Origin of the sequence: Psychrobacter sp. (genome assembly GCF_035469765.1) — a bacterium.
In the GTDB taxonomy this organism is placed as follows: domain Bacteria; phylum Pseudomonadota; class Gammaproteobacteria; order Pseudomonadales; family Moraxellaceae; genus Psychrobacter.
Map to the genome: position 1 here is coordinate 1 of NZ_DATIRM010000129.1, position 14,093 is coordinate 14,093.

Annotated in this window: 12 protein-coding genes; 6 read left to right on the plus strand and 6 right to left on the minus strand. The window is 42.4% G+C overall.

The window, feature by feature from the left end:
• Window positions 1–35 precede the first annotated feature (35 nt).
• Window positions 36–1,526 (minus strand): tRNA (N6-isopentenyl adenosine(37)-C2)-methylthiotransferase MiaB, encoded by a 1,491-nt coding sequence (miaB, locus tag VLN09_RS03655; protein WP_325243836.1) that lies wholly within the window; start codon window positions 1,524–1,526, stop codon window positions 36–38.
• A gap of 407 nt (window positions 1,527–1,933) precedes the next feature.
• Here miaB and VLN09_RS03660 point away from each other — a divergent pair, with 407 nt between their 5' ends.
• The 4 genes from VLN09_RS03660 (at window position 1,934) to VLN09_RS03675 (ending at window position 7,060) form a co-directional block, all read left to right on the plus strand.
• The gene (locus tag VLN09_RS03660) at window positions 1,934–4,111 is read left to right on the plus strand and encodes a lytic transglycosylase domain-containing protein (RefSeq protein ID WP_325243837.1); all 2,178 of its coding nucleotides are present in this window, start codon (window positions 1,934–1,936) and stop codon (window positions 4,109–4,111) included.
• A 456-nt stretch (window positions 4,112–4,567) separates the two neighbouring features.
• Entirely contained in the window at window positions 4,568–5,227 is a 660-nt protein-coding gene (locus VLN09_RS03665) for a ribonuclease T2 (protein WP_325243838.1), read from the plus strand.
• 312 nt (window positions 5,228–5,539) lie between these two features.
• Window positions 5,540–6,523: a malate dehydrogenase gene (locus tag VLN09_RS03670; RefSeq protein WP_325243846.1), complete on the plus strand. Its 984-nt coding sequence runs from the start codon at window positions 5,540–5,542 to the stop codon at window positions 6,521–6,523.
• Window positions 6,524–6,820: 297 nt separating this feature from the next.
• Window positions 6,821–7,060 carry a DUF2789 domain-containing protein gene (locus tag VLN09_RS03675; protein ID WP_325243839.1) on the plus strand — a complete coding sequence of 80 codons (240 nt, stop codon included), beginning with the start codon at window positions 6,821–6,823 and terminating at the stop codon, window positions 7,058–7,060.
• Between the two features lie 133 nt (window positions 7,061–7,193).
• Here VLN09_RS03675 and ribF read toward each other — a convergent pair whose 3' ends face one another.
• Window positions 7,194–8,210 carry a riboflavin biosynthesis protein RibF gene (gene ribF, locus VLN09_RS03680; protein WP_325243847.1) on the minus strand — a complete coding sequence of 339 codons (1,017 nt, stop codon included), beginning with the start codon at window positions 8,208–8,210 and terminating at the stop codon, window positions 7,194–7,196.
• Between the two features lie 283 nt (window positions 8,211–8,493).
• Here ribF and VLN09_RS03685 point away from each other — a divergent pair, with 283 nt between their 5' ends.
• Complete coding sequence (locus VLN09_RS03685; RefSeq protein WP_325243840.1) at window positions 8,494–9,144, plus strand: GNAT family N-acetyltransferase; 651 nt, start codon at window positions 8,494–8,496, stop codon at window positions 9,142–9,144.
• Window positions 9,145–9,168: 24 nt separating this feature from the next.
• Here the strand turns inward: VLN09_RS03685 and VLN09_RS03690 are convergent, their stop codons facing one another.
• The 4 genes from VLN09_RS03690 to ampD form a co-directional block, all read right to left on the minus strand.
• On the minus strand, window positions 9,169–9,783 hold the full coding sequence (locus VLN09_RS03690) for a hypothetical protein (protein WP_325243841.1): 615 nt from the start codon (window positions 9,781–9,783) through the stop codon (window positions 9,169–9,171).
• A 122-nt stretch (window positions 9,784–9,905) separates the two neighbouring features.
• The gene (murJ, locus tag VLN09_RS03695; RefSeq protein ID WP_325243842.1) at window positions 9,906–11,456 is read right to left on the minus strand and encodes a murein biosynthesis integral membrane protein MurJ; all 1,551 of its coding nucleotides are present in this window, start codon (window positions 11,454–11,456) and stop codon (window positions 9,906–9,908) included.
• 167 nt (window positions 11,457–11,623) lie between these two features.
• The gene (locus VLN09_RS03700) at window positions 11,624–12,142 is read right to left on the minus strand and encodes a hypothetical protein (RefSeq protein WP_325243843.1); all 519 of its coding nucleotides are present in this window, start codon (window positions 12,140–12,142) and stop codon (window positions 11,624–11,626) included.
• 45 nt (window positions 12,143–12,187) lie between these two features.
• Window positions 12,188–12,775, minus strand: coding sequence for a 1,6-anhydro-N-acetylmuramyl-L-alanine amidase AmpD (gene ampD, locus VLN09_RS03705; protein ID WP_325243844.1), 588 nt, complete (start codon window positions 12,773–12,775; stop codon window positions 12,188–12,190).
• 215 nt (window positions 12,776–12,990) lie between these two features.
• Between ampD and VLN09_RS03710 the strand changes: the two genes are divergently transcribed.
• On the plus strand, window positions 12,991–14,093 hold a 1,103-nt coding region (locus VLN09_RS03710), incomplete at its 3' end, for a DUF4105 domain-containing protein (RefSeq protein WP_325243845.1).

Consider the following 14,093-nt stretch of genomic DNA (forward strand, 5'->3'; position numbering starts at 1 on the left):
GAAAGGCTTTTTTGATGTTTTATTTAAAACAATGATTAAGCTAACACTTCTTCAAGCTCGCCTTTTACCATGTGCGGGCTAACAAAATCAGTCACGCGCACGCTCACAATTTTACCCAACATCTCATCCATCTTATCTAACGCATAAGGGAACATAACGGTACGGGTATTGTCTGCTGTACCAATCAAGCAATCAGGATGACGATTGGCGACTTGTTCGACTAAGACTCGGGTAGTAGTGCCAACCATCTCATGGGTTTTGGCGAGCGTTGAATCAATAATGACTTGTTGGAATTTTGCCAATCGCTCTTTCTTAGTTTTGAAGCTCACATCGTCCGGCAGTTCTGCTGCTGGCGTACCCGGCCGCTTAGAGTAGATAAAACTATAAGAATGATCGAAGTTTAACTCTTTTGCTAGATTTAAAGTATCTTGGAAATCTTGATCTGTCTCACCTGGAAAACCAATAATAAAGTCGCTAGATAAGTGAATATCAGGACGTATGGCTTTCAGCTTATTAATTTGATTGATATAAACATCAATAGTATGGTTACGCTTCATTGCCGCCAATATCGCATTTGAACCACTTTGTACGGGCAGATGCAAGTGTGATACTAGCTCTGGCAGTTGTGCATAGGCATCAATGATGTCATCAGTAAATTCTAGCGGATGGCTAGTAGTATAACGAATACGCTCAACACCATCGACGTGTGATACATAATGTAAGAGTTCTGCAAAACGGCAAATACTACCATCGTCTTTTTCGCCGCGATAGCCATTGACGTTTTGACCAAGTAGATTGATTTCACGAACACCTTGCGCGGCTAAGCTGTCGATTTCAGCCAATACGTCATCAAGTGGACGTGATAGCTCTTCACCGCGCGTGTAAGGAACCACGCAAAACGAGCAATACTTTGAGCAGCCTTCCATGATAGAAACAAAGGCCTTAAACCCTTCTACTCTTGGCTCTGGTAAAAAATCAAACTTTTCGATACTAGGGAAAGATACATCCACTGTGCCGATACGGTTTTTTGGCGCAATCTCACGCTGCTGATGCGATTGATCATACAGCTCTGGCAAACGGTGCAAAGTTTGTGGACCGAATACCATATCGACATAAGGCGCGCGCTTTTGGATGTTATCGCCTTCTTGCGAAGCGACGCAGCCGCCAACACCGATGACTAGCTCAGGGCGTTTTTCTTTGAGTTTGCGCCAGCGACCCAACTCTGAAAAGACTTTTTCTTGGGCTTTTTCGCGAATGGAGCAAGTATTCATCAGCAGTACATCGGCTTCGTCGATATCATACGTCACTTCCATGCCGTGTGAGTCGCCAAGCACATCAAGCATTTTGCCCGAGTCATAGACGTTCATCTGGCAGCCTTGAGTGGTGACAAATACCTTTTTGGTGGCTGATTTTACGGGGGCTTGGGCTGAACTTAGTTCATTGAGTGCGGTGACGGCAGGCGTGACAGCAGTAATGTCAGAGGCAACAGCGTCATCGATGCGGGGATTAAATACAGTAACACTCATAAGGATAAGTCCATGATTGACCAAAAATATAGCGGGCTAGCCGATTAACAGGTGGCGTATTTTATCACAACCCTGCGCTAATGTGAAAAGTTAGCGTCTGCTCATTATTATAAGTAGATTGGATTATTTATAATAGTATCAATTGCTTATCGATGATTATTTGGTTATAACTAAGATGCGTAATGATTGATGCCGATTTGTACGCAGTAACACCTTCGTGTTACGCAGTGCTATCCACTTTATTAGCGAAAAGTAAAGCTTATGGTTGCAAGTGCAACGAGTATAGTATGATGAATGCCACCTTATTAGCGTTATTGAATAAATGACAATTTTATCATTCTAAAACTGCTGTTTAGGATGATTTAATTAAAAAAACTGTTTAAGACCTATTATAAAAGAGAGTCAGTATGAAAAAGCCGCAGGTTGCTCCTGATATGATTGATAAAAACATCTATCAAAATGATACGCATAAGAGTTCTAAAAAAATGACGCTTAAAAAAAGCGCACTGAGCTTGGCAACGGCAGTCGGTGCTTTGGGCTTTTCGCAAGTAGCTTGTGCAGAATTGACATGGGGCGAGAGCGGTAGTTCTGAGCAACAAGGCAAATATCAAGTAGAGCGCTATCAGCCTGATGGTTATCAACCAAACAGTCAGCAAAGCACTTCTCATCAACCAGATAATGGCGTGGGTTCATTCACCGCAGCAGCCATTGCGGCAGAGCGCGGCGATGTCAATGCGCTTTATAATTATGAGCAAGCTATGAGTGGTGGCTTATTTGCCATGTATCCTACTTATTGGCGGATGAATGTAGATTTGAATTCGCAAAGTCCTGCAGCAGTGTCGCAGTTTGTTCGCCAATATCCAGATACGGTCATGGCAGAAAAGCTGGCTGCTGATTTTGCTGAAACCAAAGCAGGTTCAAATGATTATGCAGCCGTGCGCCAAGTGGCAAATCTGATTACCAATGCTGATGACAGTGAGAAGTGCGCCGTTGCGCTTGGATTTAATAATGGCGGCGATACCATGCGCGCTATGGCAGCGAAATCTGATGTCTGGCTGACGACCAAAAAACAGCCTGCCCTTTGTGATCAGCTAGCGCTTGAGATGAATAACAATGCCCTGATTAGCAATCCAGAGAGAGTCTCTCGCCTCAAACGTATGCTGCGTAAAGGCAAAACCGGCGATATCATGGCACTATCTTCACGCTTAGGTACCTCTATTCCTTATGCGTCACTGAGTGACATCCAGCTCAACCCTTCATCGTTCTTTAGCCGTTTTGCCCGTGAGCCTGCCAGCCAAACCAATCAATATCTGTATCTTTACGCGATGGGGCGTGTCGCCGAAAAGTCTTATCGTGAGGCGGCGTTGCAGTTAGATTTTGATATTAAGCAAGACAATCAGCGTTCAGCCAAATTATTGACAGATGATACCCGCCGCGCAGCTTATCGTACCCTTGGCGTACAGCGCATGAATCACAATACCGATGATGGCTTTAACGTTGAAGCCGTAGACTGGTTCCGTAATAGCTTAGACAATGACTTTAGTTTTGAAGAAGCAGAATATTATGCCATGGCAGCGATTCGCTTTAGTCGCTGGGATGATGTGGTCGAAGCCATCTCAAGAATGGATGCTGAAACCCAAAAAACCAACCAATGGCAGTATTGGCTAGCGCGCGCTTATGAGCAGTCAAACGATGGCAGCAAACGTAATACTGCTAAGAAAATGTACCAAAATCTTGCCAAAAGTAATGAGTATTATGGTTTGATGGCAAAAGAAAAAGTCGGTCAACGTTTTGATGCCAGCCGTTTGGGTGGTAGAAATCTACCTAATGTCAGTAGCGCGGATCGTGCTCGCGTCATGCAAAATCCACATTTTGCCCGCGCATTTGCTCTATATAACGCCGATGCCAGCCGTGCCTATGCCAATCGTGAGTGGAACTGGGCGGTCAAAAAAGCACGTGATAGCCGTGATGAAAAATTAATCATTGCTGCTGCGCGTCAAGCGTATGATATGGGCTGGCTCGACCGTGCAATATATGCCATTGACAATACTGACAACGTAAACAGCGTTGCGATATCGCATCCAATGCCGCACCAAGATGCTGTCGTTCGTTATAGTCAGTCTGCCGGTATAGACCCTGCTTGGGCATACGGCATCATGCGTCAAGAGAGCCGATTTGTAGCCTCTGCGCGCTCAAATGTTGGCGCAAGTGGACTGATGCAAGTCATGCCGGATACTGCAAAATATATCGCTCGTAATTTGGGTGAGACATATAGCGCAAGTCGTGCCAATAGCGGTGATACCAATATTCGTTATGGTACTTGGTATATGGGTGATATCTTTGGGAAGTTGAATAGCCAACCTGTATTGGCAACGGCGGGCTACAATGCTGGTCCAAACAATGCCAAGCGTTGGCAGCCAACCTATAGCTCATTGGCAGCGGATCAGTATGTTGAGTCCATTGCCTTTCCTGAAACACGAAATTACGTCAAACACGTGATGGAAAATGCCACCATCTATAGCAGTTTACTGGGTAATGGACAGCCAATCACCCAGCGTATGGGTGCTGTACCTGCTGCATTTTGATTTGAGCAATAGTAAAAAATCATTAACGCTAAAAGGTTAATGGTTTTTTTACAGATGCAATTTGTTAGCTTAGCATTCGTATTTTGCCGACCAAATTTTTTCAATAATAAAAATGGTCAATACAGATGATTCATCCATCATGCATGTTTACGTTTTTGCTATAGATTAACAGAGGCATTTTGCTACCATTGCTGTCATTACGAATGATTTTTTCATAAGGTGTTTTTGAAGTAATCAATCGATGCTTTGAGCCTGATTAGCCAATTTGAGTAACATTAATCAAATCTATAAGCTATTTTGCAAAAGTTGATTTTATCATTACTCAATATTTTACCTTGCTATGATTAAAAACATCTCAAACTGCCCATATCGTTGCATGTTAGGCATCGGTTAACTCTTCAAACCAAGGTGGGCTTGATGCCAAAAACAGTGATATCAGAGTACGTAAGTAACAATATGATAAGTAAACAGCATAACCATAAAGGTGGGACAGCTCCTATTATTGCCACTTTGCTATTGCTGCAAGGGATGATGGCTATGCCTGCCCAAGCGGCTAACGCGAGCAAAAGTGGTCAGCGCGTACTGATGATTGAGATGACACCGGCATTATGTAACTTGCAACCCACGCGTTCGCGTATGCGTCAGTGCCTAGAAGGCTATTCTTTAACTGTGTCAGGTTTGGACATGGGTTATGGAGAACACTGTGGAAGCGGCAGTGAGCCACGAATAACACCGCTACAGTTAAAAGTCGTTAACCGTATCATGCCCGATACCACAGTACGTACCCAAGCGTGGCAACGTTATGGCGCTTGTAGTCCATTAAGCTCCAGCAATTACTTTCGCCAAATTACTAACTATGCCGGCGCTCTAAAGCTGCCAAACGAGCTTAATACGGGTAACAGTTATACTGTCTTAAAGTCTCGTTTTATTGGGCAGATGACCAATCTAAATAAAGGTATGTCACCTGCCAGTATCGATTTAATCTGTCAAGCAGGTACGCAGCGCCAAAGGATATTGACGGATGTCCATGTTTGTTATGAAGGCAGTAAATTTGGTAACTGTCATAATGTCGTGGACAATTGTGGCAGTAAATTCGTCATTTCAGGCGGTAAATAATCCGTCTTTGTTTGGTTTAATGATCTCTCCTTTCACATCGCATACCTTGTGCGTAACCTATTCCTATCCTGCTATGTACATTGTCAATATTTTATCGTATAAAATGTAACAATATAGTTAGGGATAGGTTTCTTGCTTTATCTAGACGCTTAATAGACTGAAGTGCTACACTAGCTCTCGGTTTATGACTACTATATTAATCGAGTAAGCATTCAGAGAGTAAGCATTCAGCGAGTAAGTCGCTATCTAAATCGATAATCACCAATTAGAATCGTGAATATCTAATCAATAATTAGGGAGTATTCAATGTCAATGAAACAGCCTGTACGCGTTGCCGTGACTGGTGCCGCTGGTAATATCAGCTATGCTATGTTATTTCGTATTGCTTCTGGTGAAATGCTAGGTAAAGATCAGCCAGTTATTCTGCAATTACTTGAAATCGCTCCAGCACTCGACGCTCTAAAGGGTGTGGTCATGGAATTAGAAGACTGTGCATTCCCGTTATTGGCTGGAATCGTCCAAACTGATGATGCGACCGTTGCTTTTAAAGACGTCGATTATGCGTTACTCGTAGGCTCACGCCCTCGTGGTCCTGGTATGGAACGTAAAGACTTGCTAGAAGCCAACGCTGCGATTTTCTCAGCACAAGGTAAAGCATTGAATGACGTTGCAAGCCGTGATGTTAAAGTATTGGTTGTAGGTAACCCTGCGAACACCAATGCGCTTATCGCTCAGCGTAACGCACCAGATTTAGACCCACGTAACTTTACTGCGATGACTCGTTTGGATCATAACCGCGCAATGGCACAGTTGGCTGGCAAGACTGCAAGCACGGTTAATGACGTAAAAAAAATGATCATCTGGGGCAACCATTCATCAACTCAGTATCCTGATTTGACGGCTAGTACTGTAAATGGTAAACCAGCGCTAGATTTAGTTGATCGCGCATGGTACGAAGGTACTTATATCCCAGAAGTACAACAACGTGGCGCAGCAATCATCAAAGCACGTGGCGCATCATCTGCTGCTTCTGCTGCTAATGCTGCTATCGCTCATATGCGTACTTGGGTACTTGGTACTGATGAGAACGATTGGGTATCAATGGGTGTTTACTCAAAAGGCGAGTACGGTATTGCTGAAGGCTTAATCTACTCATTCCCATGTACTTGTACCAATGGCGATTGGTCTATCGTTGATGGCGTTGATGTGTCATCAGATTTCTCAAAAGAGAAAATGGCAGCTACTGAGCAAGAGCTTAGCGAAGAGCGTGATGCAGTAGCACACTTGCTTCCATAAGCTTTTAGCCTAAGTTCAGATTAGCACTGTTTCTATTCAGTACTAGACGTAAAAAGCCCTCATGATAAATGAGGGCTTTTTTTGATATAAATTTTGGCTTACAGTCAGTATTTTTTATATCTCATATATGTCTATCTGACTTATGTCTCATATTGTCCTATTAATATATAAAGGTTAATACAATTAATAACGTTAGATAAACGTTGATTAACAGCTATTCAAATAAAGCTTGCTACAATAAACGGGTTCATTTAAATAATAAGCATAAGTAAATTTTGCCATCTAAGGAGAAAGTATATGTTAGGCGAACCTGAATATAATATGAGTGAGTTATTTGCTCAGTTGGGTCTTGATAGCTCTGATGAAGCGATTGATCACTTTATTGAAAACAATCAATTAGCAAAAGAAGAAAAATTGACAGAGGCCAGTATTTGGAGCGATAACCAACGTATGTTCTTACAAGAAGAATGGGAAAAAGATGCAGCGTGGGTAGAAGTTATTGATGAGTTAAATGTACGCTTGCATCCACAGGCGTAAGTTATCAGCTGTTTACTAATATCAGCTAGGCACTAACAAACAAGCTGCTAATAAACTAGTCGTTTAAAAACCCATAACTGTGAAAGGTTATGGGTTTTTTATTTATCAAGCGTTTGCTTAAAAGGGTTACTACTTAACCGTCCGTTTGCTTTGCTCGCCATTCAATCAATTCCTGTACATCATTATGAATACCTTCTTTTAACGCATCCAAACCTTCATAATGACGTTCACCATGTAAATAATGCAAAAAACGCACCTGCAAGGTTAAACCATATAAGTCGGCTTGCAGCTGCGGGAAATGCACTTCCAAACGCCACTCATGCGTCTTGTCGACGGAAGGTCTAGTGCCGATATTAGCAGTACCAAATAGGCTATGCGCCCGCAGTCCTGCTATACCTTTATGGTCGTTATCTGCATGTTTTAATAAACCGTCTGGTATAACATGGCCATCATTATCTAGGCTGACGACATCGACCGCAAAAATACCGTGTAAGGCAGGTTTGATACGTTTTAGATCAATATTGGCGGTCGGAAAGTTCATAGTGCGACCAATTTTATCACCGCCAACGACCGTGCCAGTAATGGCATAATCACGACCCAATAAAGCATTGGCAGCATCGATATCACCTGCCAATAATAAATCACGAATACGAGTAGAGCTGATACGCGCCGCTTTATCACTATCGTCAGTGACAGTATGTAGATTAATCACATGCAGTCCATAATCACGCAAAAACTGACTGTCGCCGGTACGATCATGCCCAAATCTAAAATCATCACCTAATACCAAGGCTTGTACGTTCAAACGCTGCGCTAAGATATCTGCGAATGCTGTTGCCGATAATGAGCGAAATTCGTTATCGAATCCTGCGACAATCAAAGTCTCAACGCCATATTCTGCTAGCAAAGCTTGCTTTTCGGCAAGATTGGTTAAACGGGCAGGGGCAGTAGCAGGAGCAAAGAACTCACGCGGCTGTGGCTCAAATATCATCACAGCAGAGCTAAGTTTGTGCGCCTTTGCAAGTTCGCGAACTTGAGCGAGCATCGCTTGATGACCCAAATGCACGCCATCAAAATTGCCAATAGTCAGAACACAGGGCGCTAAATCTACAGGATTGGTATTGGTAGGCGAAGCGTCTGAAGACGCCATCAGTTGCTCAAGAAAATAGGTGTTCATAAATGTTCAGCTATGATAGATGAAACCGGATAAAAAATGAAAAACACGTCTGGATATAAAATCGATGTGTTTAAAATCAGCCATTATAAAGTAAAATAGCCACACTAACATCCTATAGTCTGCTGATAATGACGGAACGGCACTATCTATTTGACAGCATAGTTACTTTATTGGACTCAAGCTTGTTTGACTGTTGAGATGTCGATTTATAGGATGGTTAAACCATTAATAATGAACAACCCATTACGGAGGTGCTATGTCTGCAATAACAGCTAACCCAAATGCTAAACCTATTTTTGATTATGCTAACTTGCCTATATTAACGAATAATTTTGGCGATACATTTATGGTGCAGTATGCGACGGCAGAAGATTTATCTGAAGTTTTAGCCATCTATAATCAAAGTATTGCTGGTAAGCAGGCGACAGCCAATCTAGAACCAGTGACTTATGAAGAGCGGGCAGCTTGGTTTGCAGAGCATATCGAGAGTGCAACACGACCTATCTACGTAGTTAGAATGGCTTTGGAAACAGCAGGTAAAAGCGCTGAACAGATACAGTTATATCCTATCGTTGCTTGGGGCAGCTTTAGTGATTTGTATGCACGTCCGGCTTATCATATCAGCAGCGAGATTAGCGTTTATATCCATAACGACTATCATGGTCAAGGTCTAGGTAGTTTATTGGTACGCTGGATGTTACAGCAAGCACCAAGCCTAGGGATTCATAATGTCGCTGCGCTTATTTTCGCCCATAATCAGCCAAGCTTAGGATTATTTCGTAAACTTGGCTTTGCACAATGGGGTTTGATGCCACAAGTCTGTGATATGGATGGCTTTATCGCTGATGTGGTGATGCTAGGTAAAAGTATTAGTATTATAGATAATGACAATAACGATAACGATTAAAGTGCTTATTGTCACACTCCTGCGTTAGCCTAATATTTTCCATTCGCCATTGATTTTTTGCAGCTCATAGGTCAAAGGAGCAGGCTCATTTTGACCTTTTAGTCTTAGCTCACCTGTGACAGTGGCTTTTGTTTTATCGTTATTATATTTGGTATCAATAATAGTGACCGCTTCAACCGTTTTCTTAAAGGCAAACTGGGTATTTTTTAACTCTTCAGCGAAATTCTCCATATCGACTTTATAATATGTCGCTGCTTTTTTGACGTCGCCATAATATAAGGTATCAAGCGCCAGCTTTACCGTATTTTCTGGCGTACCTGATTGGGTTCGATTGGTTAATATACTTGGCTCTTTCACAGCGGCTGCGATAGGGCTGATATCGTGACTAACAATGTCGCTATCTGTAGTAGCCGTATTACTATTAGCTATGCTATCAGTCTTATTAACATCAGCATTAGCCTTGACAGCATCCGTACTTTTAACAGTATCTACAGCAGATGAGCTGTCTGTTATCTCGTCTGCTGGCTGGGTCTCTACCTTGTTATTATCGCTACAACCGCTTATTAGCAGTCCAGCACTGAGTAAACCAGTCGCAAAAATCATAGGTAAGCGTTGAGCTGTGAGCTGCTGAGTTGTCATATAAAACCTTAATAGTGAGTGATTTAACAATAAGCCATTATGGCAACTATCCGCATCATTGATTGTCAATTCTCATATTGCGCTTGTTTTGGTTTGGTAAAGCAATAACTCATCTAGCACTTTTAACCATGTTTCAGATGGCGAGGACGGAATCCTGTTGCCAGTAACACTACGCCGTAAACCAGCGCACCGACCACACACATAATCAGTAGTGCAACCAAACGTTGCCACTGTGCCTTATCGGTTGGAAAGTACGGTAGCATGACATAAAGCACAGCGACCATGGCACTGGTAGAGATCGCAAACTGTGCAAATAGCTTTTTCCAGTGACTACCAAAACGGAAAATATCGCGCTTATGCAAGAAGTAATATAACAACCCAGCATTCACAAATGAGGCGCCAGTCGTCGCAAGTGCCAGCCCGCCATGCAGTGGAATCTCAAGAAAGTAAAATATCCCGATAAAAACCACACTAAAAATCATATTAGCAAAAACGGAAATAATACCGATTCTGACGGGTGTGCGGATATCCTGGCGAGCAAAGAAAGCAGGGGCAAAGACTTTAATCAACATAAAGCCCAAAATGCCACCAGCCATACTTTTTAGCGCGAGCGAACTCATTTGTGCATCACGTAAGGTAAATTCGCCGCGTAAAAATAGCGCTTGCATCAGTACATCAGAAAGTATAAACAGTGCTGCCGATGCAGGTACGCCGATTAATATAATTAAGCGTGCTGCCCAATCGATGGTCTTTTTAAAACTGACATCGTCTTTTTGGGCTTCACTTTTTGATAAGCTTGGCAAAATAACTGTACCAATTGCCACGCCAATTAAACCAAGGGGTAACTCGCTCATACGCTCAGCGGCGTATAGCCACGAGACCGAGCCGCCAATCATCAAAGAGGCAAAGATAGTATTTAATAGTAGATTAATCTGAGTAACCGACACCCCAAAGATAGCAGGCAGCATTAATTTCAATATACGTCTGACGCCTTCATGCTGGAAGTCGATTTTGGGCATAACCAGTAGTTTTTGCTGCGACAATTGTGGCAATTGCAATAGAAGCTGTAATAAGCCAGCAATAGCGACCGCGTAACCGAGCGCCATAATAGGCGTCTCAAACATCGGTGCAAAAACCAGCGCAGCACCAATCATACATAGATTTAGCAATACTGGTGCAAAAGCAGGCGCCGCAAAACGTCCGTAGCTTTGTAAAATGCCACTGGCAAAGGCGGTCATTGAGATGAACAATAAGTAGGGAAAGGTTAGGCGCAACAGCTCAGCGGTAATCGCAAACTTATCAGGTTGATCGGCAAAACCGGGCGCAAATAAAGTCACGACCCATGGTGCCATTAAGATAACCACCACGGTCAGCATCGATAAAATTAACAGCAGCGCGCCTGAAGTGCGACTAACTAATATCTGTACTTCTCGTAAGCTGTATTTTTCTTTGTATTCGGATAAGACAGGTACAAAGGCTTGACTAAACGCGCCTTCAGCAAACAGGCGACGCAGAAAATTCGGTATCTTAAAGGCGACCAAAAAGGCATCCATTAGACCACCAGCGCCAAAGACACCTAGTAATACGATATCGCGTACCAGACCTAAAATACGCGACAGCATGGTCATGCTACTGACTACCATGGTTGAACGAAATAACCGACTTTTTGCCATGAGAACCTATTCTGCTAAGTTGCTTGCTGATTTACGGGAGTCAAAAAAACTCACAGATTATAGCACTTTCATAACCTAGGTAAATGCATTGAATAGGGAATATAGAGTGTTAAAAAATGTTGATGAGCTGCAATAATATTTTTTCATTGCGAAAAGTAAATTAAGGATTAAATGGTTTTATATATTTCATTTAAAAGGCTAAATAGCTCAGAGCGTTTATCAATCATAGATTTTCTATAATTGGCTATATCATTATGGTCGAAAGGTATATCTACAGACTCTACTCTTTTTTTTAAAGCTATAACTGTTTCGCCATATTCTCTAAGCTTAATTTGAGCACTACCATAGCCAAATAGTAGTAATAAAGACTCTGCTTTCGTTAGCTCACTAAAGCTATCGAATAATTTATTTTGAGAATCTAAGAATCCGTTAGATTTAGGAAGAAACGAGTCTGGAACCAGTCTACGCCGCCAATCAGTGGCAAATGCCCAATAATTCAGAGCAATGGTATTAAAATTCTCTACTTTTTCTGCGACCTCTTTTAACATCTCAAACTCGCGTTCTACTTTAGCTTTTTTAAGCTCATTACGATGTTGCGTTGAAGACAATAAAAAAGCAATAACACCTGCTATCAATGCACCCAAACCTATTTTTACTGCTGAATCGACCACTTCAATCCAAGTCATAATTTTTCCAATCGATGAATAGTTATTATTAAAATCAAGAAGTGATTACTTTAATAGCTGATCCACCATCTCACGTAATCTCGTCCACTCAAAATAATCACCGGGGTCAGTCTTGCGACCGGGTGCAATATCACTATGACCAGTCAGATGGCGACGAGTTTTGGGATAAGCGTCATAAATGGCAACGATGGTTTGAGCCAGAGCTTCATACTGTGCAGCACTAAAGGACACAAAATCTGACCCTTCAAGCTCAATGCCAATGCTATAATCATTACACTCGGCTCGACCAAGATAGCTTGACCTGCCAGCATGCCATGCGCGCTCATCAAAATTGACAAACTGAGTGATAGCGCCATCACGCTCGATGAATAAATGCGCAGAAACTTCAGCACCTTTAATGGTTTGAAAATAAGAATGAGCATCCCAGTCTAATTGATTGGTAAACAAAGCTTTGACGTAATGAATGCCATCAGCACCGCACGCCCCAAACTCATTAGGCGGTAAGCTGATGTTGTGAATAACAATCGTATCAATGCAGGTGTGTTCAGGTCTTTTGTTAGTATTGGGCGATGCAAGCCAAGTGGCGGCTGATAACTGACCCTCATTAATAGTCATCGATGAGGCTATAGACATAGTACTCTCTTTTATCATGGTTATTGATCAGCAAAGCGCGAATGCGTTTTATCATAAATTTTGTATAAATGAATAGCAAATATATCGTCATCTTGGTACAAAAAAGCGCTACCTAAATAATGCTGCGCCAAAAAACATCATAAACAGTCAGCAATATCTTTTTAAATCTGATAACGCAATAAGCGTATTATTCTTAACGTGCGAGATTTTGTCTTATGTCTATACGCTCAGTTTCAAATCATGTTGCGCTAAATGAGACGCCAATCCAGCGAAGCCGATACGCGCGTTTGCCATTAGCGATTGCTGGACTGCTGCTTACCGCGCAGGCACAAGCATTTTTACCAACGCCTGCTTCACTGGTGACGACTGGTGAGCTTGCGCTTAATGCCGATGACAGTACTAATAAAAATACAGATAACAACGCTAAAGCCGAAACAGCTGCTGAAATAGACACCAAGCAGCTGCTAGCTTCATGGCGTGAGCAGGCTAAAACAGAGAATCTTGCCCAGCATACGACATGGCGACGCTTATTATATTTCTCTGATGATAAAAAAGGTCTGTTTAGCAAAAATAAAAATATCAGCATGATTGATGACGCCAGCTTTTTTTTAAGCCCAAATGGCCGTAAAGATTCAGATGCTGAGCTTGATGCCATGCTGGTTGCTTTTGCTGAGGAGATGGCTGCGACGACCAATAACACCAAGGCTAATAAGGCTGTTCAAACGACTACTAATAGCAACTCTGTGCTATGCCGTTTCCCAGCAAGAGCACAATGGCTAAGTGATACCTTAGGCATAGATAAAGCCGCCATGCAGGTTGATTGTCCAGAACTAACCGCATGGATGCAAAAGCTTGCCCCTGAGCAGCTGTCTATTATGTTTGCGCAAGAGTACTTAGACAATCCTCTGTCTGCTTTTGCCCATACGTTACTGCGTATCGACTCAAAGGCAGGTGTGGCGGACCCAAACCAAATTCATCATGCTTATGCGCTAAATGATACAGTCGATGGGGATACCAAGGACAACTTTGTACTATACGTCATCAAATCTATGACGGGTGGCTATAACAATTTGATTGAGATTGACCCTTATCCTGAAAAGCTGGCTAAATATCTGCAAGACGATGAGCGTGATGTGTGGACGTATCGATTGGATTTGACTCCAGAGGAAGTACAGCAAATCATATTGCACGTTTGGGAAACCAAAGATTTTAAATTGCCCTATTACTTTACCTCTGACAACTGCGCCTCTGAGATTTTGCGCTTGATAGATGTGGTACGTCCAGAGCAGCATTTATTGAGTCAGCTGCCTTATGCAGT

Bases quoted from the DNA above. Each gene is read 5' to 3' on its own strand.
- murJ (WP_325243842.1), bottom strand. From the start codon at position 11,456: ATGGCAAAAAGTCGGTTATTTCGTTCAACCATGGTAGTCAGTAGCATG.
- miaB (WP_325243836.1), bottom strand. From the start codon at position 1,526: ATGAGTGTTACTGTATTTAATCCCCGCATCGATGACGCTGTTGCCTCT.
- VLN09_RS03685 (WP_325243840.1), top strand. From the start codon at position 8,494: ATGTCTGCAATAACAGCTAACCCAAATGCTAAACCTATTTTTGATTAT.
- VLN09_RS03700 (WP_325243843.1), bottom strand. From the start codon at position 12,142: ATGACTTGGATTGAAGTGGTCGATTCAGCAGTAAAAATAGGTTTGGGT.
- VLN09_RS03675 (WP_325243839.1), top strand. From the start codon at position 6,821: ATGTTAGGCGAACCTGAATATAATATGAGTGAGTTATTTGCTCAGTTG.
- VLN09_RS03670 (WP_325243846.1), top strand. From the start codon at position 5,540: ATGAAACAGCCTGTACGCGTTGCCGTGACTGGTGCCGCTGGTAATATC.
- ribF (WP_325243847.1), bottom strand. From the start codon at position 8,210: ATGGCGTCTTCAGACGCTTCGCCTACCAATACCAATCCTGTAGATTTA.
- VLN09_RS03660 (WP_325243837.1), top strand. From the start codon at position 1,934: ATGAAAAAGCCGCAGGTTGCTCCTGATATGATTGATAAAAACATCTAT.
- ampD (WP_325243844.1), bottom strand. From the start codon at position 12,775: ATGTCTATAGCCTCATCGATGACTATTAATGAGGGTCAGTTATCAGCC.
- VLN09_RS03665 (WP_325243838.1), top strand. From the start codon at position 4,568: ATGATAAGTAAACAGCATAACCATAAAGGTGGGACAGCTCCTATTATT.
- VLN09_RS03690 (WP_325243841.1), bottom strand. From the start codon at position 9,783: ATGACAACTCAGCAGCTCACAGCTCAACGCTTACCTATGATTTTTGCG.